We start from the raw sequence: 26595 nt of genomic DNA on the forward strand, positions 1-26595 counted from the left end.
TCACTTCTTACCCGGCGTGCCATCGAATTTTTTCTCGATGTCCTTCCAGCAGTCGATGTAATTGTCCTGAAGCGGCGCCTCCTTTGCAGCAAATTCCGTTAGATGTTGCGGGAAACGTGTTTCGAACATGAAGGACATCGTATTATCCAACTTCTCGGGCTTGAGGTTCGCATTTGACGCCCCTTCAAAGGCATTACGGTCCGGCCCATGCGGCAGCATCATATTATGCAGGCTCATGCCGCCCGGCGCAAAACCCTGCGGCTTGGCATCGTACTGGCCATAAATATTGCCCATTAGCTCGGACATGATGTTCTTATGATACCAGGGTGGACGGAAGGTATCTTCGGCCACCATCCAGCGCTCGCGGAACAGCACAAAGTCGATATTGGCCGTGCCTTCAACCCCCGAAGCGGCGGTCAACACAGTGAAAATTGACGGGTCGGGGTGATCAAACAGAATCGAGCCCACCGGGCAATAAGTGCGAAGATCATATTTCACAGGCGCATAATTACCGTGCCATGCGACCACGTCCAGAGGCGAATGGTCAATCTCGCAGCGATGAAACTGGCCGCACCATTTCACAGTGACTGTCGAAGGCGCATCGCGATCTTCAAAAGCCGCAACCGGCGATTTGAAGTCCCGACGGTTGGCCATGCAGTTTGCCCCGATCGGCCCGCGACCCGGTAGCTCAAACTTCTGCCCGTAGTTCTCGCAGACGAAACCGCGTGCCGGGCCTTCGAGCACCTCAACGCGATAAACCAAGCCGCGAGGAATAATCGCAATCTCCTTGGGTGCAATGTCGATAATCCCAAGTTCAGTAGCAAAACGCAGCCGCCCTTCCTGTGGCACCACCAACAACTCACTATCGGCTGAGAAAAAGTAGTCGTCCGTCATACTCTCGGTAGCAAGATAAATATGGCTCGCCATGCCGACCTGCGTATTAACATCCCCTGCAGTGGTCATGGTACGCATACCGGTTATCCAGTTAAGTTTTTCTTCCGTGTGAGGAACCGGATCCCAGCGATACTGACCAAGTGAAGTCACATCTGGCAGGATATGTGGCGCCGACTTCCAGTACGGAACATCGATCTTAGTATAGCGGCTCGAATGTTTCACCGAAGGCCAGATACGATAACACCACGTACGTTCGTTTTGATGCGCAGGCGCAGTGAAAGCGGTACCCGACAACTGCTCGCCATACAGCCCATAGTTAACCTTCTGCGGGGAGTTCATGCCGTGTGGCAATGCACCTGGCAGCGCCTCAGTCTCGAATTCATTGCCAAAGCCGGGCATATAACCTGCGGAGGTGCCAACCGAGGTAGCGGCCTGGGTCAGTCCACTAAGAGTTATTTTGCTAGTCATGCGCACTACTCCTCGGGATTTCCCCTTGGATTAATTGTTTGTGACAAGTGATGCGGATGCGCCGTCAATGCACTCCAGTACCTCCTCTGCGTCACCGTTGTTGTGCGCCAATAACAGGACGAGCTTGGCGAGAAATAGTTCGCTCTGCGCCTCCCCTACTTCGTCGATCTTACGGGCCAGCGCTGCGTAAATATTTTCCAAATCTGCGTGGTTCATTACAGTACTCCTTTCCGGAATGTGACTGAGTGATATCCTTCGATGACAACCTCTGCCGTTGCCTCGTGCCAGCGTCCGGCAATGTGCATGTCTGGACGCACCAGATACACGGAGCGGGCATCTGCCGCGAACTTATCGGACACTGCCGATGGATGCGCTAGCGACAAGACGGTCAGCGAGTTATCTGAGGCACAAGCAGTTACGATCTGCTGCGCCAAATCCTCATCAAAGCACAGGGCGGTGAACCCTTTTCCCAGTCGATCAGAAAGAAAATCGCCGTCCATTTGCGACTCGGGCATCAGCGCACCAACACCAGGACCTCCAATAAAAGATGGGTCCTCAGCGAGTGTGGCTGGACTTTCGCTATAAGTAAAGGCTGTCATCTGCCGTGGGTTGGCAAGCTCTCCTGCGAAAGGATGGGTCAGCGCAAGCGAGAGTGTCGCGTCGCGCATCAGTCTCCAGCCATGGCTATTCGGAGTCATGAAACGCGCGCTCTTTGATGCATTTGCAAAAACGTCGAACGTTGCCCCCCGCCGTTCTGGCGAGTAGCTGTCGAGTAACGCTTCGCCAGCCTTGCCGTTCAGAACCCAGCCCAGTTTCCAGCCGATATTAGCGGCATCGGCAAGGCCGTTGTTCAGACCACGAACCCCAAAGATCGGAACGATATGTGCACTATCACCCACAAAGAAGACACGCCCGTCACGGTAATCGTCCATTGCCAGGGTGTTAGCGGAATACACGCTCCACCACTCCAACTCCCACGACCCTGTGTAGTCAATATCTTTGAGAACCGACGTGACACTTTCGCGGACCTTTTCCTCGCGCAGAGCGTCTTCTGTACTTTCGCCGTCTTCGAGTTGGTAGTCGATCCGCCAGATGTTATCAGGTTGCTTGTGGATCAGAACGGTTCCACCCGGACGGGAGTCTGGATCGAAAAGCGCGCGTCGGATCGTCGGATAATCGTGATCCATCTGGACGTCTGCGATCACGTAGCGGCCTTCAAAGTTCTCGCCCTTCAGCCTGTGCCCGCGCATCGTGCGGAGCTGACTGCGAGCCCCGTCGCATGCCAGGACCCAATGTGCCGCAAAGCCATAGTCCCCGGAAGGGTCCTGTACGTTAAGGCGTGCTCCATCAGACGTGTCCTCAATGCCCGTTATCTCGCTTTGCCAACGAGTTTCGATCAGGTCATTCGCTTCAACCGCCTGCCAAAGGAACTGCTCAATGTACTGCTGCTGAAGGTTGTACATCGGACGGAATTTTTCGTCTGGTCCATCAGGCATTTTGAATTCAAGGATTTTCTCGCCACGAAAGAACGATCGCCCGGTTGTCCACCCAAGCCCCTTCTCCAGGAAAGGGGCTACGGCGCCAAGTTGCTCCAGGATGTAGTAACTTGGCCGCGCGACGCAGATTGCGCGACTACCATCGTTAAAGGTGGCTTTGTTGTCGAAGACAACCGAACGGATACCTTCTTTGGCCAGCGCAAGTGCAGCTGTCATGCCAATCGGTCCTGCGCCCACAATGGCTACCGGAGCAACATCTTTTTGCTTGCTCCTTTCGGCTGGATCAGGCGCGTCGAAATGTGGATAGGTGAAGTAAAGCGACTCATTTTCACTGCGGCCATTGGGTCTCATGACAATTCCTTCTTATTGTTTATTGATCATCAATACACTAATAGGAATCTATTTTAATGTCTGTCCCTTATATGAGGTGACAAATGGGATATAAGGTGACAAACGGGCAGAGCTGATCGAAGCAACAGCTCTAGCAATATCAGCATTTGATAATATGCCCGTATCATTAAAAGGGTGTTGTGGGGCTGGGGTTAGAGACCTTGGGCTACCTGATTATGTACTTGTAATTACCAATAAACGGGATCATTGAACGCCTTAACGCAAGTGGGACGTTCATGGATAGTAGAAATTGGATCACCCGATAAGGATTGGCCCAGCCAACCAACTGGCATTGAAAGTTCCAGAGGAGCTTGGATGACATCTTCTGACAGAGGTTCAAATCCTACCTTGGAGTAGAAAGATGGGTCTCCATAAGTAATAACAACATTCGCAGAACCATTTTTTATCGCATTAAGTCCATAATTGATTAGTGCCTGCCCGATGCCTTTACCCTGATGTTCAGTGCTTACTGCAACCGGAGCCAGCATATAAACCAGAGTGGATTCATTAAACCGAAGACGAGTAAAGAAAATAGCACCAATGAGTGATTCATTTTCATATGTGCCGAAACAGATTATTTCGTCATTGTCGATGTTTGAGGATAGCTCTGAGGCAAGATTGCCAATCAACTTGCCTTCTTTTTCTCCCTCAGATGAAGTGAACACAGAAGTAAAAAAAGCTGCTATTTCTTTTTGATTTTTATTGTCGAGAATTCGGTGATTCATGCCTTACTTTCCAAAATTACTACGCTTTTCGTTTTAGGCTGATAGATGCCTATCTTTAAAATTACTGCCCATGACCGAATTGGCACCCACCTGCCTAAACGCTTGATCTGGTTCGACTCAGAGCAATTTAAGTCGCAAAGCTCTACCCTAACCGGACTTTTAGCATACGGAAGACCTTGTTTGATGTTGCGACATAGCGTGTCTTTCGTAAAGTAAAATCTGGGCCTAAAAGTAGGCTGAATTAAGTAAACTGTCCCCGGAATCCAGTACCAGTTCACAAGACCCACGGGGCCGAGCAGTGAGCAGGCCAAACAGCTGGCTCTCAGATAAAATAAAGGAATGTAGTATTGCCACCACTTGGAGTCTGCGAACACTGCAGTCATTCATGTTCTCAAGAACCATGCAAGCAGACGCTGATTTTACTGTTTTGAGAGTTTGGTAACGGCAGGCGGATCAGCATCTTCCGGCAAGCCGGCCGCTAGCGCCGCCTTGGTCACGCGTGCGCGCAACTCGGTAGCGCTCTCGTCAAAACCCATGCGAAACCAGTCGGCGCTGGCCGCGGGAAACTGCGTAAGAATGGTATCCGCCGCCACGCGCGCTGCATCAATACGCCCCGATTCCACCAGTGACCATAGCTGTATTTTACGGCATTCCAGAAAGCCCGGTGCTTGTTCAATGCACTCGTCAGCACGTTGCAAAGCTTCGTCTAGGCGCTGGTGCGCCCACAATACTAAGGCATGCTTGTGAATCACATAGGCGGGCGGAATAGGGCTGAGTTCTAGTGCCGACTCGATGGATGCCATTGCAGGCTCTAGCAGGCCAAGTCGTATCTGCATTCCGGCCAGATATTGAAGGCAATCGGCATCGCCAGGCCCCAGGACAACACAATGTTCGACCGCTTCAAGTGCTGCTTTAAATCGGCGACCCTCCAAATAGGTTATCGCAAGTCCAAAATAAGCCGCGGGGAGCTGCGGGTCGAGCTGGATGGCCCGCTGCGACTGAGCCAACATCTCCTCATAACGCTCGGGTGTCCACTCACCCGTCAGGCCGATCAGCGAGTCGATCGCGTTGAGCATGCCCAGATATAGCCAGCCGGGGGCATAGCCGGGATCAATCTCAATAACTTGATTCAGTAAGCTTCGCGCCTCTCGGGTCGCTTTAGCAGTGAACCTGTGCTTGAGCGCAATCGCCCGCAGGGTCATTTCGTAAACATCTAGATTCTTTGGAGGACGAACCAATGCGCGCCTCTCTTCCGTTTGCCGCATTTTAGAGTGCAAGCTGCCGGCGATGCGAGCCACTATCTGGTCTCGATGCATCAAGACTTCGCCACTGTCTGTCGAATACTCGGTCGACCAGACCAAGTGGCTGTCGCTACTGTCAATCATCTGCACGCTGACGCTAAGCAACTCACCGTCTCGCTGCACCGTGCCATCCACCAGATAGTGGCTACGCAGACGCTGCCCTATCTTCTCCAACGGTACATCCTGCCCGGCGAACCTGAAGCTCGAATACCAAGAAACCACGCGCAGATCGACATTGCGCGCAAGCTCCGAGATCAGCTCTTCGGCGACACCACGGGCGAGCAACTGCTCGCTTTCGCTGCCGCCCGGTGCACGAAAGGCCAGCACGGCGATGGACGGGCGATCAGGCATGGGAAGGCGAATACCTTCCGGCGTCGATTCAATATTCTGCGGGCTGGCTACAGAGACGCTCTGTTCACGCAGAGGGAGCACGCTAATTGCTACACCCAACAGAACGACTAAAGCCAGCATGGCCCATGGCCAGACAAGAAAACCGGGAGCTGCCGACTTAGTCGCCAAAGGCTCTGAGCTATCCAAGACTTGGAGATTTTTAGCGGAATTCGCAGCCTTTTCGTGGCGAACCATGGCACCGGCCACCAGTTCGTAGCCACGTCGCGGCACGGTCTTAATGAGGATGTGTTCCATGTCGCCGAGTACGTGACGCAGGTCGCTGACTGCCTGCACTAATGAATCATCGGTAACCACCGCGTCCGGCCATACTTCCTCGTGCAACTCTTTCTTGGTCACCACGCGGCCCGCGTTCAGGGCCAAATAGCGCAGTACCCGAAAAGCCTGAGGGCGGAGCTCAACCCGGTTACCCGTCGCGTCGAGAAGATCTTCCTTGCCCAAATCGAGCACCATACCAGCCTGTGGTAGATAGATACACGAGTCGAGTGAAGTAGCATCCTTATCACCTGACATAGATACATCCTTATCACCTGACATAGATACATCCTACTCCTGGAAAGGGTGATGTCAATTCATCGCGCATGCTGTGAATGTACTGATTTTCTTAGAATTTCGTAGTTTATCGGGACTTTTCGTGCCTTATTCCGGTTGTTTCGGATGGATAGGCCTACTTTGAAAGCAAGCTGGATTGGCCACCTGTCACACGACGGGCCATTCATAAAAGCTTCAGATCAATTTAAGGAGAGTGACCATGAACAAGTTCATTAACACCCTTATCGCAGCGGCATTAACTACTACCTTCTCCGTTACGCCGGCTCAGGCTGAAAGTGATAGCTCGGATATAATGATGAACAATATACTGAGCGACTACCATCACTTGTCACAACGTGGCCAGTGGATCAACCCTTGGGTGCCGGGCGCCAATGGTGAAGAAGTTATCACCAGCATCTCCGCAGATCGGCACCTTATGAAGATCGTCGCCACCTACACCCGGGAAGTTTTGGATCGTGGAGGTTGGGTTAACAAATTCATGCCCAACAAATACTCTGACTTCGACTATGCCAGCGGTAACCCACTACTAGCTGTACAAATTGGTGAGGGTTTAACCGAGCACAAACAGCCTTATTAACCAACCTCTCAGCCATCGAGATGTAGACAATCTGTTGGCTGAACGTTGAATCATTGTCAGCTTAGAGGCCATTAGGCTGTGGAGTAAGTAGACCAAGATGGGGGTGTGATTGATGTATACCTACAGGAGCGCCGTAATAACATGGCTGCGAAACTAGTGGCGATTCAGAGCTATTCAGTTGCCCTCTTTCGCAGTCTGTGGTTTTCCCTTACCTTCTGTCTATCCCCTTCGCCAAACCGAGCCTGTTCAGCAGGGTAATTTAATCACATAAACTGGAGAGTCTATGTGGCGGATAAGTATACCGATATCAACGCCATCATAGCTGGCAACTCTGAAACGGCCAAAGGTTTGCTTTACGTTTGTTGGATGCTGGCTTGTCTTTGCGGCATGCGCAATTGGGTTGAGCTGGTTGGTCGCGGCTGTGATGCCTTCCCAGCTATAGGTTGCCGTATTTTGCTCTACACCGTTGCTTCCGCCGTTTGTTCGAATACAAAAAAGTTCACTTCCATTGCAGGCTGAATAATAGATCATGGCGTTCATTGTAGGGGCATACTCCAGGGATGCATAAGGATGAATGACAGGAGTAGAGCTGCTGATCAAAGTGCGTATTGGCTCCTCGGGGGCTGCAGGGTTTATCGATAGCAATCTGCTTTTTTTGTGCTCGGCTATTATCAGGCGGTCTTGCGTCGGATCATAGGCCATCGCGTTGTGGTCGGCACTGTTTGGTAGTTTGCTGGCCATGCAAGCGCCCCAGGAGCCGAACGTACCATCCTTATTTTCACCGTCCGGTGAATACCCGATAAAGGTATTGCCGTCATCGCCAGAGTTGCCCCAGATTATTCGGCGCATAGGGTCCCATGCAGTCCAGCCTCCTGACTTTAGTTCAGCTTCGGGGTGTTTAGGGCCACGTCTCCAGCTAAGAGTGTCGAGGTTTAGTATATGTGGGATGGCAATCGCTTCTACCTCAGGACCCAATTGTCGCTGTCCCTTAAATAAAATGTAGTCATTCCCTACCGGGTCATATTGCACGTACCCATAAGTATGAGGCGGTAATGGAGAGCCGTTGGGGTAACATGCATCTTCATAAATAGCCCCGGCTCCATATTCGTTCATTTTTCCGCTGACATAACCATCCGAGATCCTAGACCACTGCCGGGTCGCCAGATTGAAAGCGTGTACGTCTGATCCAAAATAATCATTATGACCGCCCCCAAAAATTATCATGCTGCCACTGTCGCCAAAATAATCGGCGAAGGCTGCTCCATTCCAGGTTTCTGTTATCGACCAAAAATCACAACGACCACTCCAGGGGGCTTTGGCGTAACGTCCCAGTAGTCGCCTTGCGCGCATCTCCAAAGACCGTGAAGGATTGAGGTTTACGTCTTTAGCAGGGTCGCCGTCTTCCAGGTACCTTGTGCCTGTAGGTGTCGGCGCCAGCCCAAGATCAGGGTGGTCTCCTGAAATGCGGTACCAGTGGCCGGCTTTCATAGTGCCCACCCAACTGGGAGTTGTCTTTTTACGTTTTTCGCTCAGATTCGTCATCAACAGGTTGTACTTTTTGTCCAGCGTTAAGGGTTGCGGTCAAACCCACCCTTTGTTTTGGAAGCTTTGTTGTGGAAGATTTGTTGCAATCTTGTCATAAACTGTCACTGATCTCACGTCCTTTGAGGAAGATACTATTCGCCATATAGATAAACGCTTCGGGTCGTTTACGGAAGTTCAACACTTCAAACTAACATGACAGCTTCTGGAATCAATAAAACTCAAATTTAATTTTGTTGCATCGCAACAATAATCCCATGTATTATATTAGCATAATTTGATTCAGCATCATTATCGAATTTAATATTATGTGCTGATATGCGCATGGAGGTCACGTTATGTACCCTATAATTCGTAATCCAGATAAATGGGTAGAGCAGCAGGATGCTATGCTCGATAGCTACATTGAAAGGGTTTTTGAATCGGATAAAATAGACGATTGGTTTAATGCATCACATTGGTACTATGATGCAATTACTTCGTTACTTCTGCCGCAAGATAAAACGAAACAACATACTTTATAAACAAAATTATCCCTAAACCTGCTATTTAGTGGGTTTTTTCTTCTTTACTTATAATCTTTTCTTTTTCCGACATGCAGCCTTTTGTGAACAGAAAATGTAAGCGGATTGAGGATTAGAGCGTTATCTGCTTACCAGCATGCATTTCATATCTGTAAGATTGTCTAGCTTCATCCAACTATCACGTAAGACATAAAGCGCCTGTGATTTTAAATAAGCATTGGTTAATACCTGATTAATCCCAGGTGTTTTACAGTGGCTATAGATGTCGGATTTTACACCAATAAGGCTAAACTTAAATTTGTTGCAGTGCACAATAAAAGCGTGCATTATATTAATATAATGTGCTGCTATGCGCATGGAGGTCACGCTATGTACCCTATAATTCGTAATCCAAAAGAATGTGGAGAACAGCAGAATGCTCTGCTCGATAGCTACATTGAAAGGGTTTTTGAATCGGAAAAAATAGACGATTGGTTTAGTGCCTCACATTGGTATTATGATGCAATTACTTCGCTACTTCTGCCGCAAGGTGAAACGAAGCAACATACTTTATAAACAAAAATGCCTTTAAAAACCTACTATTTAGTGGGTTTTTCCTCTCAACTTATAACCTCTTTTTTTCCGGCAGGCAGACTTTTGTGAAAAGCAAATGTAAGCGGATTGGGGATTAGAGCGTTACCTGCTTATCAGCGTGCAATTTCGCAGCCAATAAGAGTTACTTTGGCCACTGTACTTGAGAAGGCTCATATGTATTCATAGTAGTTAAGCCGCACCGCGAAGCGGCGTCGGCTTGAATGAATCGTTAGGCCACAGGCTTCTGGTCGCGAACCGCCGCTTCAATTAGTGCGCATTTCGGGGTCATCCGGTCACCCATTTCGGTATCGTCCGGCCACTGATTTCGGCGTGATCCGGCCACCCATTTCGGCATGATCCGGCCACTATTTTCTTCTCTTGCCTTTGGGGTTTCGGCATAACAGGTGTTCACCTGTGTGTTGGAACCAATATGACTAAACCAAAGAAAAAAGCGAGGACAGATATGCGTATTTATCTGCAAATTTTCCACCTTAAATTTGAACGTCATCTTTCTAACCGACAGATCGCACTGACCCTTAATATTGGTCGCTCCACAGTGAATGACTTTGTTGTTCGGTTTGGCAACGCAGGCTTCCAGTGGCCGCTTCCTGACGGCGTCTCTCTTGATGCGCTTGATAAAGCCTTAATGCCGGGGCGCAACTATCAAACCCAGCGCGTATTACCCGATTGGGTCGTCATGGACGTCAACTTATCCAAGCCTGGCGTGACCAAACAGCTACTCTGGCAAGAGTATCAAGGCGAACACGGTTCAAACGCCCTTGGTTATACTCAATTCTGCGCCCACTACAAAGTCTGGAAAGGTCAACAGCGCCGATCCATGAGGCAAACCCACAAGGCGGGCGAGAAGCTATTTATCGACTTCTGTGGCCCAACGGTACCGATCGTTAATCCCGACACTGGCGAGGTTAGGCGAGCGGCTATCTTCGTGGCTTGTATGGGTGTTTCAAACTACACCTACATTGAGGCCTGTGAAGGCCAAGACTTAGAGTCGTGGCTACTGGCCAACCGGCGCTGCCTTGAATTTTTAGGTGGTGTACCCTCGCTGCTGATACCCGACAATCTGAAGTCGGCGGTGAATAAAGCCGACCGGTATGAGCCTGTGATCAATGACAGCTACCAAGCCTTTGCTCAGCATTATGGTTGCCCCGTGATACCCGCACGGCCTTACAAGCCCCAAGACAAGGGCAAGGTTGAAGCCGCTGTATTAGTCGTTGAGCGCTGGGTGCTCGCTCGGTTAAGGCATTACACCTTCCATACCTTAGCGTCATTAAATCAAGCCATTAGAGAACTCATGCACGATCTGAATAAACGCCCGATGAAAGGCTATAACGGCCTCTCCCGGGCCCAGCTGTTCGCTCAGACGGATGCCCCGGCGTTATCGGCTCTACCTGAGTATCCTTATGAATACGCTCAGTTCAAGTTAGCTAAGGTGGCCAAAGATTACCACGTGGCTTTCGACAACCACTGGTACTCCGTACCTCATACGTTGGTAGGCGAGCGGGTTGAGCTGAACGTTACACAGCGGTTAGTGCGTGTACGTTATAAAGGCAACATTATTGCCCAGCATGCACGCAGTCAGAAGCGCTACCAACACACCACTGAATCGGCACATATGCCCGTGGCTCACGCGGCGTATAAAGACTGGTCGCCAGAGCGTATTCGCAGCTGGGCGGGTCGCATTGGACCTAATACAGAACACGTCATCCATGCCATTGAGCAGAGTAAAGCCCATATAGAACAAGCTCAGCGTAGCTGTCTTGGCCTCTTGTCCCTGCAAAAGCGCTTCGGAGAAGAGCGCCTGGAGCGGGCCTGCGGCATTGCCCTCAACCAAGGGTGTTATACCCGCAAGTTCATTCAGACGATCCTACAAAATGGTCGGGACAATGTCGTAGAGTTCTCGCCGAATCGATCCATACCTGCCCAGCACAAAAACGTGCGCGGCTCACATTATTACTCGTAATCGAAGGGACTCACTATGGACACACTACTCGGTCAAATGCGACAGCTTCGGATCCCTGCCATGGCGGCGGCACTGGAGCAACAATGGCAAACCCCTAATGCATATAACGAATTGGCCTTCGAAGAACGGCTCTCGTTACTCGTTGAACAAGAGCACATGAGCCGTGACAACAATCGAATTAAACGGCTGCGTAAAACCGCCAACTTACGACTTCAGGCCAAGCCTGAAGCGCTGCGGTACCCCGCTGCCCGAGGGCTAAGAAAAGAACAAATGCAGCCACTACTGGAGGGCCGTCACTTGCTCTACCAACAAAACATCCTGATTACCGGCCCCACGGGCAGTGGCAAAACCTTCTTGGCTTGTGCCTTAGGCGAGCAAGCCTGTCGGCAGAACTATCGGGTGCAATATCACCGCCTGAGTCACTTGCTTGAAACGCTAAAACTGGGCCACGTCGATGGGTCTTACTTGAAGGTGTTAGGCAAATTACAAAAGGTGGACCTCTTGCTGCTCGACGACTGGGGCTTAGAAGGCTTCAAAGGCAAACAGATCACCGATTTATTAGACGTTATCGAAGACCGATACGAACGAAGAAGCACCGTTATCATCAGCCAACTGCCGGTCTCTCAATGGTATGACTTAATGGACAATCCAACGGTGGCAGACGCGCTACTGGATCGGCTGGTCCACAATGCTCACAGATTAGAGCTTCAAGGCGAATCTCAGCGGAAAAAATCACTGGAGGAGGCAGAAGAAATCAAGTAAAAAAGAAGGTAGGCAAGTGAAGAATTACCCTGGCCGGACGACCCCGAAACAGGTGGCCGGATAAAACCGGAACAGCCGGCCGGACAAGCCGAAATACGCAATTAGCGCGATTTCGATTTTCTTCTGCTTCATCATGGCTGCCATCGCCTTGGCAGATACATTCTTGTCTGTACTCAATGTCAGTTCCGTTAGCCTTTTCGGGAAAATCTGCCACGATACTCCGTAGCGGTCTTTCAGCCAACCGCAGACGCTTTCCTCACCACCATCTGCGGTCAGCGCGGTCCACAGTCGATTCGTCTCGGCCTGATCGGCCGTTTCGACCGAAATCGATACTGCCTCAGTCAAGGTGAAATGCGGTCCGGCGTCGAGTATCTGGTAAAGCATCCCGCCAAGCGAGAAGTCGATTACCGAAAAAGGGCCGTTGCCGGCATCACCAGAAAAGGTCCTCTCGACCCGGCTTTCCGGGATCAGAGAGCAGTAGAACTCTGCGGCCTCGCGGCCTTGCCCGTCACGGAACCAGAGACAAGTGCGGATAGTGCTAGACATAGTTTCTCTCCTAGTCTAATCGTTCATAAAATCGAGCCTATTTATCAACAGGAGGATCAGCCCAATATTCGTCCGTTTTTGGCACCCACCATCCAAAACGCTCAACTGCTTCGGCTGAGTTTTTTAGTCGCAAACGACACCAAGCGGACTTTTAGGATACGGAAGATCATGTTTGATGTTGCGACAAAGCGTGTCTTACGTAGAGGGAAGTCTGGGCCTAGAAGTAGACTGGATTAAGTAAACTGTCCCCGGACAACTATGACACCGCTCTCTGCGCTTGCTCAGCGATGTTTTTCATATGCCGCATATCCGTTCCACAGCAGCCGCCCAGGATTGAAATGTGTGGGAACTTCCGCCGTAAATCCGCTAGTTGTACACCAAGTTCAACAGGGTCACCGTCATCAAGGGTTTCCGCTGCGTCGAGTTCGGCATGGCTACATCGTGAAGCATTGGCAACTAAGCCTTTGACCCTTTGAAGCCAGGGCTCGTCAACCAGTACTCTACTGAAGTGATCTGGATGGGCGCAGTTGACCATAAAATAAATGGCGGCGGCATCGGTTGCTTCGTCTACGGCCAGGATGGCGTCCTTTAACGAAATCCCTGTTGGCAAACAGCCATCCGTCTCGACAGTAAACGAAATAGCAATGGCTTTGCCATATCTCCCGGCGCTGCGAACAATTCCAATCGCCTCTTCCGGGTAGCATATTGTCGACCCGCAGATAAAGTCGGCATCTGTCCTGGACAAGGTTTCAATCTGTTCGTTGTGGTAGCTTTCTGCTTCCTGCGCTGTCATTAAATCCTTAGGGGCATACCCATCACCGCGGGGGCCGACTTGGGCGCACAGGATGATTGAAACATCGGCATACTGTTTTCGCATCTGAGCAATTATATCTATTGCTTCAATGTTCAATCGTTCCAATGATTGGGAGCTTTGGCTAATTAGTGCACCACGGTCGCGATTGGCGACCCACGTTGCGCTGTCAAGGATTGCACCCACACCGTGCTTTCGGGCTAGTTCGATAAGGCTTGAATAGTACCCCCGCAGGATTTCTTTTCCCTTGTCTGTTTCAAGTAATAGATAAGATGCAAAGCCGGGCAAGTCGATTCCCTTATTGAATATAATGTCAGTCTCCGCACCCACGTAACTAAGATATAGATCGTGCCCCATATGAGGCATCACTTGATTGTGCTCCATCCTTACTCCTCTTAGTTGTGTTCAAAAATCTAACACTTTTATCGCGGTCGGGAATAAAAAGCATCATTCAATAGCATACACCCACGAATCGTTAAGTAACTATATTTGGCACGCAAATTCACTAAATCACAGGCCCTCAGTTTGCTATCGATTGCTAGATTGAAAAGCTCCAATTTTCTACAGTTGTTAGCGATTTGTAATCTTATGCGGATCGCCCAAATCTCTTTCAACTTAAGAGGCTTCTTTTGGCCAACCAACTTTCCCCTGTTCCAGGGTGGTTGTTTATTGTAGAAAGGTTTAGCAGAACTAACGAACACCTTATTCAACCAGCAACCCGCTTGCGCGTTAGCGCTATCCCTAAAATTATTAATACCAACGCCGCTAAGCTGTGCCATTCAATTGCTTCGCCCAAAATAAGCGCGCCGGTAAAATACGCCACTACAGGAATCACGTAATTAATGTACGAAAGAAACGTAGGACCTGCCGTGACGATAACTGCAAACAAAATAATGGTGGCAAACGCAGTCGGGCCGATACCTAACCACAACACGGATAACGTGGCCTTTAAAGAGTAGCTTTGTTGCCACGGCAAATCTTGCCACAGCCACAATGGCAGTATAGTGATGCTGGCAACAATCATCACGCCAGCCGCCGTTACAACAGGGTTATAGGAGGGCAATCGCCTCACCATAATGGCATTTATCGCATAACTAAAAGTGGCAAACAAAATCAGTAGACCACTCAGAAAATTGCTGTGAGCACCTACTAACGACGGCCAAAGCACAATCGCCACGCCAGTAATACCCAACACAAAACCGAGTATTTTAAAGCGATTGAGGCTTTCCCCTAACACAAAATAATGTGCCAAAATCATTGTCGCCAACGGCATAAATGCCATCAACAATCCCGCAATGCCCGAGCTAACATCCTTCTGACCTGTGGAGATCAGAAGAAATGGCAACAGGTTACCCATAATACCCAGCAGCAAAAACATCGCCCAAGCCAACGGATCGACAGGCAAACGCAAACCCTTGGCATACATAAAAAGAGTTAGGATAATCGCTGCAATCAACACTCTAAGCGTGACTATACCCACAGGGCTAAAGCTATCCAGTGAGACAGCGGTAAACATAAATGACGTACCCCACAGCAGAATGAGTAGCAGCAGAGAAAGCCAGTCTTTAACAGTAGGTATGTAGTTGTGAGTCATGTGTGTGAGTCGATTAGCATTATTACTGGAGAGTTTAAACGACAACCTAGCACTTTTTTGATGCTTTCAAAGTTTAAATGCCTTCTAGCGCCCTGATGCACGGACTAAAAACTTGCGTGCTGTGCAGCTTCTGTTGGTCATACCAAGCCAGGAAGTACTGCACGGTATTTAGGAATAGATGTAGATGATGCCCTGGAAATGCCGGAATAAACTGAGATATAAAGATCATATTCAAGCGACAAGGATGGTCGCTCATCGACCCTATATAGTTACTTCATCTCACTCTCTGTGATACTAGTCACAGCTGGCAGGTAGCTGTCAGTGAGAGCGGTCATGTTGCATTGATACTGGGAAGTGCAAAACGCAAGACCCTACCCCTTTGTCTTCCGGAGTGCCAAGGCCCGGCGTGGACTTGAGCAACTTGTCAGATTACATTGGCATCGCCCCAAATTTTCTCATATTCTTCCAGCTTTGCTGGAATAACATCAGGGGACAGCGGTGCCAAATACGTTGGTTTAGCTTTGGCGGCATCTTTTAGCGATTGCCCCAACACCCAGCATACATAACCGTCTATGAAAATAACCCTATCGTGAACGGCCTTCGTTTTTTTAATTTCTATGAAATCTCCATATTGTGCTATATATTTTTCTGCGGCAGGTTTTAGCTGATCTGCATTTTTTGTTAGCAATAGGCGAACCCTCACACCTGGTTTTCTAGAGTTTAGATAGTGATTAAATACCGAGTCATCTAAATAAGGGTCGATGATAAAGATCGACATTTCAGCCGATGCGACAACCCGATTGAGTGCGCGAAAAACATCATAAACTTCACCGGCACCAAATACGGTTTTTGTTGCATTAGGTACTGTCAATTCTAAGTCGGATATAGCTCGTTGAATGACGCCAAATATTTTGGCAACATTTTGATCTCTTATTGAGTCCATTGGTAAAAAGTCTGATGCAATCTGAAATGACGATGCTTCAAGGCGGTTCCACCTGGAAATAAGAGCGTGACCTTGTCCAAGCCACGTCATATGATCTCTTGAAGTGGGAGTATATTCGTTGAAATCTGGGGCTCGCTCAAAAAGGGCTCTTAACTGTGCCAGTATTACTTCGGGTTCCATATTCTTATTTTCCGATCAAGGTTGTTATTTAATCCTTTGAACTTCAGCTATTGTGCCTTCTACTTTCATCTTATAGCCACTACCCGCATGATAGATTATGGCGACAGGCATATATGCATATGTGTAGTCGTAATTGTAAGTCGATTGCTTCCACACTTCGCCGTTCATAAGCTGATATTGAGTTTCACCTTCCCAGCCATTGAATTCACCATTAATTTGAGATTCAGTAATGTCCGATATCTGTCTGATTGAAACAATTTCGTTACGGCCTTGAACTTGGATGTAATGTCGGTTACCGGATTTTAAGATGTGGACCGTAGGGCAATATGCGTAATGATACCAATACTTGTATTCGTTCTGTATCCAATAGGATCCGTCCATAAGTTTGAAAAGCACTTCATCATCAAACCCGTCAAAATCTCCATCAATTTTTATTGTTTTTACTATCTGGTACTCACTCATATTTGGCTCCTTGCTCTTGTAAATCAAACAGTCCATTTACGAGGAACGCGTCCTCATAATAATTATTATCAGGAATCCTTATAATTCCGCGAATAATTTTTCATAAACTCTAATCACTTGATATTTATATATAATAATACACACAGAACTACTGCCTAAAACTAATAGGAAAAAAATACGCTAAATTTTCATTGGCTTTCTTAAGAAAATTATACTGTGTAAATAATCAGCTTTTGAGAAAATACTGGTCAATAACTCACTCCCCATTCCTTCGGACTATCCGCGAGTACATGCTGGCTAGACGCTATGTCGTAGAACCATAGCGGCATATTTATACTGGATCAAGCTCTATATTTTATTCCATAGATTATAGGAGGCAGAGCACTTTTATACGATAGGTTTAATGTGATGTCGGTTAATCAATGAGGACAAAGTACGACTGGTTCACTTTAGGATTACCGGACCTGGCCTCTTTGGGAACTGAGGGTCCGCATATGTGATGCTATATTAGCAAACTCTAAAAGTACGCTTTTGGCACGGACCTGCCAAAACGGCTTGCTCTGGTTCCCCTCGGTGGTAACTAGCCCGCTTATCCACTGAATCAACATCACAAAGCAAGCGGGCTAACGAATGAACAACATTGCGGCAGGCTGATTTCAACCTCCTATGTCATTTTAAACTAGGACCATTTCATCTTTCATGATTTTTTATACTGCATCTTTATCGGTAACTTGTTGTTTTCGAAAGTCACCTAAACAGACTTAAAATGCAAAAACGCGTCAGCCCTTGAGGGGACATCATAGCCAGCTTTCGTAAAAAATTAGACAAACTCCCATTTGTCTAATTTTTAAATTCCGTTTGTCTAAAATTTATTACCTTTGTCTAAAATTTAAATACACCTGCACACTAAACCGCCTGCCCTGCTGCAAATCCGCATGCCCATGCCCATTGGAAGTTGTGCCCTCCCAAGTGCCCTGTTACATCTAAACACTCGCCAATAAAAAAGAGGCCTGGGGCTTTATTCGCTTCCATGGTTTTTTGCGATACTTCCGTGGTTGATATTCCACCGAGGGTGACTTCTGCGGTGCGGTACCCTTCTGTGCCCGACGGTTTTACGCGCCAATGGCAAAATGCTTGTGAGATTTGCTCAAGCTCGGCATTGCCTTTGTCGGCCATGTTTCCGCTTAAAGAAAACAGCTCACACAGGATTTGCGCCATTCGCTTGCTCATTTTTTGTGACATGATGGTTGAGATATCAGCTTTAGGTCTTTGTTCTCGTTGCCCTTTTAGCCAATTTAATAGATCGAACTCAGGGAAGAAGTTGATTTCGACTTCTTCGCTAGGGTTCCAATATGAGGAGATTTGTAGAATCGCAGGGCCACTTAAGCCTCTGTGTGTAAATAACATGTTTTCGGTAAAAGAGACGTCACCTACGCTGGCGGTTATTCGGTGTGACACACCGGATAATGGTTTAAGCGGCGCTAACAAATCAGGCTGCAACGTAAAGGGTACGAGTCCTGCTGATGTTGGCAATACTGTTAAGCCATACTGTTTTGCAACGTCATAAGCAAACGGGGTTGCGCCACCATTGGGGATCGATAAGCCACCCGTTGCGATAACAACGGACTGTGCCTGTATCTTGCCTTCTGTTGTATTGAGTTGATAACCCTCTGCTTGCTTCAGCACTTGGTTAACGGTCACTTCTTTATGAATCTCAACGCTAGCCCATTCACACTCGGTGAGCAGTACGCGGATTATTTCCTTACTACTGTCGTCGCAGAAAAGCTGCCCGAGCGTTTTCTCGTGATAGTCGACGCCGTGGCGTTCGACGAGCTCAACAAAATCACGCACAGAATAACGACTCAACGCGGATTTACAAAAGTGCGGGTTTTCTGACACAAAGTTTTCAGCGGTATTATGTAAATTGGTAAAATTACTGCGCCCGCCTCCAGACATCAGAATTTTACGGCCTACTTTATTGGTATGCTCGATCACCAGTACTGATCTGCCACGGTAACCTGCGGTAGCCGCACACATTAAGCCGGATGCACCGGCTCCGATAATAACTACATCGTATTTCACTAACGCAGAGTCTCTTTATAGAACGGCAGAATGTTATGAGTCAGCCTGTTTGTTTTCGCTTTCACTTTCGTTTGTTTTGGCTTTAGCATTTGCGCGAATTTTATCAGCTAAGCGCCCTCCTTTAGCGGATTGCACTTTTGCCGCCTGATCTTTTTCTTCTTGCTTCTTATCTAACTCTTTCTGATAGACAGACTTCTTTTTCTTTTTCTGTTCAAGTGCTTTCTTTTTAAGACTTTCGCGACTGGTTGGGTCTAATAAAAGCTCTTCTTTAGTGGGTTTATCTGACTCAAGTGTGAGAAATTGGCCCACAAAACTGCGTTGTTTCTTTTTACGCGTCATCTTTATTGTCTCTATTCTCGTAATAATTCTGATTGATCCGTGCTTTTTCTGCGGCATCGGCTTCAAGCTGTAATTGCGCGGCTTCTGCTTCCAGTAATAGACGCTCGGCTTCAGCTTGTTTAAATAACCACTCTTCTACTGTTTCAAACGTAATCGGCCCCAGTTTTCCTGAACGCATATCATGCAAGAGTACTTCTGATGCCTTGTGTCGATCGACGACACCGCCCGGGCGTAATCCACCGCGCTTGCGGCCAATGTCATCCAGTAGTTCGTCACTGCCGATAGGCAGCTCCTTAAGCTTGTAACGCTCAAGCAGCTGTTGCGGGTATTGAGTTAACATGAACTGCGCCGCAAAAAGGGCTACCAGTTCATATTCAATCGCGGTATCACGAATCGCACCACTGGCGGCCAAGCGGTAACCTGATTCCTGATCCTCAATTTTGGGCCAAAGAAATCCGGGTGTATCCGAGAGTGCCATTCCATTTTTTAATGTATATCGTTGCTGGTTTTTTGTAACTGCAGGTTCATTGCCCACTTTGGCAATTTTCCGTCCCAGCAAGGCGTTAATCAAAGTCGATTTACCGACGTTAGGAATTCCCATGATCATAACGCGTACAGGCCTTTCCTTACTGGCACGTCCTGGCACCATACGCTTACACATATCCGGAATGCTGCTGATCAGTTTTTTCTGTGCCTGATCCAGACTGATAGCCTGTATATTTTCCTGACTATTAAAGTACTCAAGCCACTCTGCTGTTTTTACAGGATCAGCAAGATCACTTTTGTTGAGTATTTTTAAGACGGGCTTACCTTTACGCAGAGAGTTAACTAACGGGTTCTCACTCGACAGCGGCAAGCGCGCATCCAACACCTCTATCACGGCATCTATTTCGTCCATGACTTTGGCAATTTCCTTGCGGGCTTTGTGCATGTGGCCGGGAAACCAGTTGATCGTCATCGTACTCTCCTTATCAGTAAGTCGTATTATACCGATCAAGACCAATGACGCAGTGTAATAACTGGATTAATTTTTTGGTAAATAAGGAAATGTGCAACTAAACTAAGTTTAAATTCATATGCAGGAAAGCAAACCAATGAACGACGCCTCTTTAGGTAGCCATTTAGGCAGTCAAGTATTAATGGCGCGCCAGCCGATTTTTGATCGCCAACAGCGTGTTGTCGCTTATGAAATATTGTATCGGACTGAGAATGAAACCGAAGGAGCCGTCTTTTATGGAGGTTCACAAGCTACCAGTGAAGTGCTTCTTAACGAATATACCTCTATATGCGATGCCGGAGAGATAAAGCGTGTTCCGGCCTTCCTCAACCTGACCTATGACATCGTAGTTGAAGGGAATATTCCGGATCTTCCCAAAAAGCAAATCGTACTCGAGCTACTGGAAGACGCTACGGTTGATGAGGCTTTTATCATTGGAGTGAAGAATCTGGTTGATCAGGGTTATCGCATCGCCTTAGATGATTTTGTATACGGTCCTGAGTATATTCCATTACTGGAGTTGGCGCAGATTGTAAAAATTGATGTACTTGCGCATACGCATGAAGAGTTGGTTGAACTAATTAAAATCATTAAGCCTTATAAAGTCTCTCTGCTGGCCGAAAAAATTGAAACACATGAAATGCTGGAAGCCTGTATTGAGATGGGTTTTAAATTATTCCAGGGTTACTTTCTGTCTCGTCCCAAGCTTATTAAAGGCCGTAAAATAAGCACAGGTCAAATTGCACTGTTGCAGTTAATGCAAGCGTTACAGAATCCTAATGTAAAACCAGAAGTACTTGAAAAGCTGATTATTACCGACCCGGTACTGACTTATAAATTGTTACGCATTGTTAACTCATCAGCCTACTCTTTAGTGCGAAAAGTTGAGTCGATTTCTGAAGCGATCGTTATGTTAGGTATTCCGCAAATAAAAAAATGGACTACGCTCATCGCCATGTCGACCAATGCAGACAAACCTGAAGAGCTTTCCCGGGCACTGCTTATTCGCGGACGCATGTCTGAAAACGTCGCAGAACATCAAAAGAAAATTAATGCTTCCAGTTATTTTATGGCAGGTATGATGTCCGGGTTGCACGCACTCCTTGATATCGAAAGAGATAAAATGCTTGAGCAGGTTCCACTGGGAGATGAGATTAAAGCCGCCATCTGTGACGGAAGCGGTGATATAGGCATTGTACTGAATAATGTTATTAACTATGAAGCAGGAAACTGGGAATTACTGCCCGAAGATTTTGACGGAGAAATCTACGAGCAGTCCTATCGTGAAGCGATGCAGTGGACTAAGGAAGCCATGCAGGCGATGACAGAGAATTAATTACGCACCCGGCTGTAAGTCCGGGTGTGCTTTAGCAAAAGCCTCCATTTCAAGACAGCGTGCATTAATAGCCTTAATTAATGGATAGTTAGTCATATCCACGGCAAATCGGTTCGCATTAAAGACCTGCGGAACCAAGCAAATATCAGCAATGGTTACCTGTTCGGCACAGCAAAATGCGCTGGGCGTCTTGCGTTTCTGCAGTTTTGCTTCCAGCGCTCTGAAAGTTGTATGTATCCAGTGGTGATACCACTGCATTTTTTTCTCTGCATCGACGCCCATCTCACCCACCAGATACTGCAGTACGCGTAAATTATTAACCGGGTGTATATCACAGGCAACCGCCAGCGCAAATGCTCTCTGGTTTGCGCGTTCTAGCGGCGTACCCAGCAGTAGTGAATAAGTCTCAGGGTAGGCTTCATCAAGGTACTCACATATAGCCAGTGATTGGCTTAGCTGCATACCGTTATCTTCTAAAACAGGCACCAGAGCCTGCTCATTTCGCTGCACATGGGCATCTTCACGATGCTCACCACTGACAAGATTCACCGCGCGTTGCTCGTACGCTAAGCTTTTCAAGTTCAGCGCTATACGTACACGATAGGCGGCAGATGAGCGGCAGTAATCGTAAAGAATCATATTATTTCCTTTGGCATTCTGAATTTTTAAGAGTACGTAAAACATTAAAACCCGGCATTAAGCCGGGCGGATATCGTCAAGTAAATACGGGCTAGCAAAAAACGGCTTAGCTGATATGTTCGCGAGCAATTCTCATGGCTTCTTCTAATACACTCTGATCACCAATATGGTTACTTAATAATAATATCAGGCGTGCATTTACATCAGCGCTTTGCTCATCTGACAGATCTCGGTGCATATCCGTTAATACCTGATAAAAATCATCTGGGCATGGCAGGTTAGCTTCTGTATTTAATGTGCTCATTGTTCATATTCTCCTGAATGCTTGTCTAATTACTTGCCCAGTGCTTTATCTAAAGCGGCGATGACGGTTTGCTGATCGAACTGACGCATCCGTGCTGTCACTAATTGATCAGGACGCAGCAGATAAAATGTACCCGATTTAGCATCCAGCCTTTCGGTAACGGCACCGACTTTATCAATCAGTAACTCCACACCTTCAGGCAGATCAAGATCCATTTCATGACGAGCCACAATGTAGGTGTTAACCGGCACATTCTCAGCAGCCAAGGTAGCCAGATCCTGCAGAGTGTCAGATGTTAGATCCTGACGTTTTTCAACAAACAACAACCCATTAAATGTATTACCTAAGCAGGTCAGTAAAAAGTCATCCTGTCCATTGCGCACGACCGGACCATCGGTACATGGGGCACCCGGAACGACCTTACAAGCAAACTTGCTGCTATCAGCAGTATTCAAAGGGGACTCTGTCAGGATGGGCGGTACTGATAAACGACCACTGTTAACGAGTGGACGGGCAAAATTGTAGTTCTTGGCAAGCTTAAGTACAGCGTCACGAAATACACGGCTGATCTTGCTTTTAGGCGTAATAAAGTCAGTACTGCGCGTTGAATTAAGAATATTTTCATCTGCCGCAAAAGATCGCTCTGTGGAATAGCTATCCAGTAAAGCTGCTGGCGCACGCTTTTCCAGTACCAGCTTAATTTTCCAGGCAAGGTTATCGATATCCTCAATACCTGAATTGGCACCGCGGGCACCGAATGGAGAGACCTGATGCGCGGCATCACCGGCGAAGAAGATTCGGCCTTTTCGAAACTCTTTCATACGACGACAGGTAAAAGTATAAACAGAAGCCCATTCCAGCTCAAACTCAACATCTTCACCTAAAAAGGCTCTGACACGTGGGATGATATTTTCTGCCTTCTTCTCTTGTTCAGGGTCAGCATCCCAGCCTAGATCAAAATCGATACGCCAGACGTTATCAGCCTGACGATGCAACAACGTGGACTGGCCATCATGGAAAGGCGGATTAAACCAGAACCAGCGCTCAGGGGGGAAGTTCTTCGGATCCATTACTACATCAGCAATCAGAAAGCGGTCATGAAAAACCTGCCCTTTTGATTCAAGACCACACATAGCACGTACTTTTGAGTTAGCGCCATCGCACGCGATAACGTAATCCGCCTGGATCTGATACTCACCCTCGGGGGTTGCAATTGTCAGAGTAACGACATCATTCTCTTCGACAACGTTAACCACTTTATTTTTCCAACGCATGTCAGCATTTTCAAGCGTACTGAGACGGTCTACGTAATACTCTTCCATATAGTACTGCTGAAGGTTAATAAAGCCAGGGCGGCGATGATGCTCTTCTGGCAGCATATTAAAGCTGTAAATCTGCTCTTCGTCTAAAAAAACTTTACCAATATTCCAGGTAACACCTTTATCTACCAGGCGCTGACCAACGCCAAGGCGGTCAGAAATATCCAAAAAGCGTTTCGCATAACAAACCGCGCGCGAACCCACGCTGACGGTATTGTTATCATCAAGAATGATCACCGGAACATTATTTTGTGCCAGGTCGATTCCGGCAGCCAGGCCCATCGGGCCGGCACCCACTACAACAACCGGATGTTTTACAGGGATCTGGGCATCCTGGTCAGTTGACCGGGCATAATTAAATTCTTGAAAAGTATAGGTATTCAGCATTACATGGCTCTCGTTTTATGTTCTCAGGTTACATAGCGAACAGCGCTCTTATAAACCTAACGATACCTGAAACACTCGCGATGATAATTAGCTCAGTACGAATAAGATTATTTCTAAAAAAGAAACAAAAGCCGGCTAAACCGAAGATTTACAGAATCAATCTTGCCTTTATGTCAACAATCGAGGCGCTGATTACCCTGCCCAGAGATCTTCTTTATGATTACGATCCAGCCATTCCCTAAAAAAATCGATGAAAGCGCTGACTTTTGGTGAGGTATATTTTCGATCGGGATAGATTGCAAAAATGGACAAATATTCAGGCGGACAGTCTGGAAATACCTTTACCAGGTCGCCAGACTTAACAAAGCGTGCAATGACAAAATCCGCTAAATTTGCTATGCCGCGATGCTGTAAAACTGATTCCCTGACGACCAGACTATTGTTAGCTTTAAGATCACCACTGACTTGAACGGAGTAGCGTTTAGCGTTTTTTTCCAGCGTCCATTGGTGCGCATTGGCGGCATACACAAACACCAGACAATTATGTGCTTTCAAGTCTTCTGCCGTTTCAGGCTGGCCATGTTTATCAAGGTAATGCGGGGTCGCGCAGATATACATAGGGATTTTGGATATCTCACGTGCAATCATGCTCGAATCAGGTAACTGGGGATCGGCGATGCGAATCGCCATATCAAAACCGTCACGAATCAGATCCGGTGCCCGGTCATCAAGGGTAATATCCACCTGTACATCCGGATACTTTTCCATAAACTCAGGAATAGCTTTAGATAACTGTATCTGACCAAAGGTCATATTACAGATGATTCTTAATACGCCTCGCGGTTTTCCTTGCAATTGAGAGACCAGGTTGTCTGCTTCCTCTACCTCTTCCAGAATCGTTTGGCATTTTTCGTAATAAGCAGCCCCAACATCGGTAACAAATAAACGACGCGTCGTTCTTTGTAAAAGCTTTGCGCCAATATGCTGTTCCAGCTGAGAAACTTGTTTACTGACAGAGGAGCTTGAAATTCCCATTTCTGCAGCGGCCATAGAGAAGCTTTTAAGATCTACGACGCGAACAAAAACACCCATAGCAGAAAAAACATCCATTAAAGTACCTCAAATATGGTGGGTATACATAAGATGAAGCTAACAACTGTCCTGGTAAGTTACAAGTCTTTGATTTAATGGATAGGAAACGAAAAAGGCACCCTATAAGAGGGTGCCCTGAAAAGCCAGAAACAAAAGCTAGCAATTAATCCTGTAGTTTATCCCATACTTCCTGATCACGCTCATCCGTCCAGATGCGTGGCCAGTCAATACCGTCAAACTCATCCCACAGACGCTGCACATCAAATGGCAGGCAGTGTTCAAAGATAGGCCACATACCAAACTTAGGACCTAAGTGATCACGTGTCGATTCAAACGCTTCTTTTACGCTACCGCCACGTTTATGAACTTCACCGACTTTCTCGATCATGCCTGTTAGGAAGCCACGCGTTTGTTCGATTGCTGCATCAACATCAGCACGACCTCGCACAACAGCACCACGGCCGCCGACAAGTATTTCAGCTTCATATTTTTTAACTTTGTCTAGTGTCTCGGTTGACCAGTCAAAGTGGAAAGCATCACCCGTATAAAGAGCAGCGGCTGCTTCGACTAAGTCACCGGCAAACAGTACTTTCTGCTTCGGAATCCAGGCAACGATGTCACCGGCTGTATGGCCACGACCGCAATATTCCAGTACCAGGTTACCACGATCGCCACCAAGCGGAATTTCCATACGATCATTGAAAACAAGATCAGGATGCGTCAAACCAGGAATACCTTCTGGCTCACGGAACAAGCGAGGCATACGACCAAATTCGCTGGCCCAATCCTGCATACCACGCTCTTCAATTAAGAACTTAGTATTTTCATGTGCAATGATAGATTCTGCATTGTAAGCAGAGGCACCTAATACACGAACTGCATGGTAATGAGATAACACCAGATACTTAACAGGTTTGTCTGTATGCTCACGTAATTTTTCTAACCAGTCATTGGCAGCTTTTGGTGTTGCGCGTGCTTCAAAAGCAACAATGAAGTCTTCACCTTCAACCGCACAAATGTTTGGATCACCTTCAGCAGTTAATGCATAAATACCATCACCCAGGATTTCCAATGTTTCGGTTTTTACACCGAGGTCCGCAGAGGACGCAAAAGACTTCTTCGTCATATTTTTTTACCTATCTTTGTACTGGTTTTTTACAATAGTTTTTGTACTGGTTTGTTTACTACCGTAAATTTTGATTGTGTCACTAATTCAGCGGTGAAGCGGACTTACACAAAATAAGTACACCCCTTAAACCCAGTCGATTTTTAATACGATACCTAATTCATTCTTTCTAAATAAGTGGCCTAAATGAAGAATATTATTTCCAAAAAAGAAACAAAATAAACTGTCACCTTTTAAAAGAGCAC

Annotated in this window: 25 protein-coding genes; 6 read left to right on the forward strand and 19 right to left on the reverse strand. The window is 47.3% G+C overall.

Annotation, left to right across the window (positions count from 1 at the left end):
- The 5 genes from hmgA to BM099_RS09630 form a co-directional block, all read right to left on the reverse strand.
- Entirely contained in the window at positions 1-1362 is a 1362-nt protein-coding gene (hmgA, locus tag BM099_RS09605; protein WP_090727273.1) for a homogentisate 1,2-dioxygenase, read from the reverse strand.
- Between the two features lie 30 nt (positions 1363-1392).
- Positions 1393-1578 (reverse strand): DUF2783 domain-containing protein, encoded by a 186-nt coding sequence (locus tag BM099_RS09610; RefSeq protein ID WP_090727276.1) that lies wholly within the window; start codon positions 1576-1578, stop codon positions 1393-1395.
- Positions 1578-3209, reverse strand: a complete 1632-nt coding sequence (locus BM099_RS09615; RefSeq protein ID WP_090727279.1) for an FAD-dependent monooxygenase — start codon at positions 3207-3209, stop codon at positions 1578-1580. Before BM099_RS09615 ends, BM099_RS09610 begins: the two co-directional genes overlap by 1 nt.
- A 227-nt stretch (positions 3210-3436) precedes the next feature.
- Positions 3437-3973, reverse strand: coding sequence for a GNAT family N-acetyltransferase (locus BM099_RS09620; protein ID WP_090727281.1), 537 nt, complete (start codon positions 3971-3973; stop codon positions 3437-3439).
- Between the two features lie 419 nt (positions 3974-4392).
- Positions 4393-6195, reverse strand: a complete 1803-nt coding sequence (locus BM099_RS09630; protein ID WP_177201136.1) for a winged helix-turn-helix domain-containing tetratricopeptide repeat protein — start codon at positions 6193-6195, stop codon at positions 4393-4395.
- A 238-nt stretch (positions 6196-6433) separates the two neighbouring features.
- Here BM099_RS09630 and BM099_RS09635 point away from each other — a divergent pair, with 238 nt between their 5' ends.
- Positions 6434-6811 (forward strand): hypothetical protein, encoded by a 378-nt coding sequence (locus BM099_RS09635; protein ID WP_090727291.1) that lies wholly within the window; start codon positions 6434-6436, stop codon positions 6809-6811.
- A 246-nt stretch (positions 6812-7057) separates the two neighbouring features.
- On the opposite strand, the gene BM099_RS09640 is transcribed toward BM099_RS09635, so the two are convergent.
- Positions 7058-8353 (reverse strand): hypothetical protein, encoded by a 1296-nt coding sequence (locus tag BM099_RS09640; RefSeq protein WP_090727294.1) that lies wholly within the window; start codon positions 8351-8353, stop codon positions 7058-7060.
- A gap of 338 nt (positions 8354-8691) precedes the next feature.
- On the opposite strand from BM099_RS09640, the gene BM099_RS09645 reads away from it, so the two are divergent.
- The 4 genes from BM099_RS09645 to istB all read left to right on the forward strand — a co-directional run bounded on the left by BM099_RS09645 (position 8692) and on the right by istB (position 12193).
- Positions 8692-8877, forward strand: a complete 186-nt coding sequence (locus tag BM099_RS09645) for a hypothetical protein (protein ID WP_090727297.1) — start codon at positions 8692-8694, stop codon at positions 8875-8877.
- Positions 8878-9129: 252 nt separating this feature from the next.
- Entirely contained in the window at positions 9130-9432 is a 303-nt protein-coding gene (locus BM099_RS20425; protein WP_090727299.1) for a hypothetical protein, read from the forward strand.
- A 448-nt stretch (positions 9433-9880) separates the two neighbouring features.
- Positions 9881-11431 carry an IS21 family transposase gene (istA, locus tag BM099_RS09660; protein WP_415860141.1) on the forward strand — a complete coding sequence of 517 codons (1551 nt, stop codon included), beginning with the start codon at positions 9881-9883 and terminating at the stop codon, positions 11429-11431.
- A 36-nt stretch (positions 11432-11467) separates the two neighbouring features.
- Complete coding sequence (gene istB / locus BM099_RS09665; protein WP_269750471.1) at positions 11468-12193, forward strand: IS21-like element helper ATPase IstB; 726 nt, start codon at positions 11468-11470, stop codon at positions 12191-12193.
- Between the two features lie 24 nt (positions 12194-12217).
- Here the strand turns inward: istB and BM099_RS09670 are convergent, their stop codons facing one another.
- The 8 genes from BM099_RS09670 to ylqF all read right to left on the reverse strand — a co-directional run bounded on the left by BM099_RS09670 (position 12218) and on the right by ylqF (position 20108).
- Positions 12218-12739 (reverse strand): VOC family protein, encoded by a 522-nt coding sequence (locus tag BM099_RS09670; protein WP_198064125.1) that lies wholly within the window; start codon positions 12737-12739, stop codon positions 12218-12220.
- A 256-nt stretch (positions 12740-12995) separates the two neighbouring features.
- Positions 12996-13934 carry a homocysteine S-methyltransferase family protein gene (locus tag BM099_RS09675; protein ID WP_090727310.1) on the reverse strand — a complete coding sequence of 313 codons (939 nt, stop codon included), beginning with the start codon at positions 13932-13934 and terminating at the stop codon, positions 12996-12998.
- Positions 13935-14256: 322 nt separating this feature from the next.
- Complete coding sequence (locus tag BM099_RS09685; protein ID WP_090727314.1) at positions 14257-15144, reverse strand: DMT family transporter; 888 nt, start codon at positions 15142-15144, stop codon at positions 14257-14259.
- Positions 15145-15568: 424 nt separating this feature from the next.
- Positions 15569-16267 (reverse strand): phospholipase D-like domain-containing protein, encoded by a 699-nt coding sequence (locus BM099_RS09690; RefSeq protein WP_090727316.1) that lies wholly within the window; start codon positions 16265-16267, stop codon positions 15569-15571.
- A gap of 24 nt (positions 16268-16291) precedes the next feature.
- The gene (locus BM099_RS09695; RefSeq protein ID WP_090727319.1) at positions 16292-16729 is read right to left on the reverse strand and encodes a hypothetical protein; all 438 of its coding nucleotides are present in this window, start codon (positions 16727-16729) and stop codon (positions 16292-16294) included.
- Positions 16730-17635: 906 nt separating this feature from the next.
- Positions 17636-18766, reverse strand: coding sequence for a BaiN/RdsA family NAD(P)/FAD-dependent oxidoreductase (locus tag BM099_RS09700; RefSeq protein WP_177201143.1), 1131 nt, complete (start codon positions 18764-18766; stop codon positions 17636-17638).
- 78 nt (positions 18767-18844) lie between these two features.
- A complete protein-coding gene (locus BM099_RS09705) occupies positions 18845-19150 on the reverse strand; it encodes a hypothetical protein (protein WP_090727324.1) in 306 nt (101 codons plus the stop codon).
- Positions 19140-20108 (reverse strand): ribosome biogenesis GTPase YlqF, encoded by a 969-nt coding sequence (ylqF, locus tag BM099_RS09710; RefSeq protein WP_090727327.1) that lies wholly within the window; start codon positions 20106-20108, stop codon positions 19140-19142. Before ylqF ends, BM099_RS09705 begins: the two co-directional genes overlap by 11 nt.
- A 136-nt stretch (positions 20109-20244) precedes the next feature.
- On the opposite strand from ylqF, the gene BM099_RS09715 reads away from it, so the two are divergent.
- Entirely contained in the window at positions 20245-21483 is a 1239-nt protein-coding gene (locus BM099_RS09715) for an EAL and HDOD domain-containing protein (RefSeq protein ID WP_090727330.1), read from the forward strand.
- Here BM099_RS09715 and maiA read toward each other — a convergent pair whose 3' ends face one another.
- The 5 genes from maiA to BM099_RS09740 form a co-directional block, all read right to left on the reverse strand.
- Positions 21484-22122, reverse strand: coding sequence for a maleylacetoacetate isomerase (gene maiA / locus BM099_RS09720; protein WP_090727333.1), 639 nt, complete (start codon positions 22120-22122; stop codon positions 21484-21486).
- Between the two features lie 106 nt (positions 22123-22228).
- Entirely contained in the window at positions 22229-22426 is a 198-nt protein-coding gene (locus tag BM099_RS09725) for a DUF2783 domain-containing protein (RefSeq protein WP_090727335.1), read from the reverse strand.
- Positions 22427-22455: 29 nt separating this feature from the next.
- Positions 22456-24132 carry an FAD-dependent oxidoreductase gene (locus BM099_RS09730; protein WP_090727337.1) on the reverse strand — a complete coding sequence of 559 codons (1677 nt, stop codon included), beginning with the start codon at positions 24130-24132 and terminating at the stop codon, positions 22456-22458.
- Between the two features lie 192 nt (positions 24133-24324).
- On the reverse strand, positions 24325-25242 hold the full coding sequence (locus BM099_RS09735) for a LysR family transcriptional regulator (RefSeq protein ID WP_090727339.1): 918 nt from the start codon (positions 25240-25242) through the stop codon (positions 24325-24327).
- A 145-nt stretch (positions 25243-25387) separates the two neighbouring features.
- Complete coding sequence (locus BM099_RS09740; RefSeq protein WP_090727341.1) at positions 25388-26350, reverse strand: MBL fold metallo-hydrolase; 963 nt, start codon at positions 26348-26350, stop codon at positions 25388-25390.
- Positions 26351-26595: the final 245 nt, after the last annotated feature.

It is taken from the genome of Neptunomonas qingdaonensis (genome assembly GCF_900113275.1).
Taxonomy (GTDB): Bacteria; Pseudomonadota; Gammaproteobacteria; order Pseudomonadales; family Balneatricaceae; genus Neptunomonas; species Neptunomonas qingdaonensis.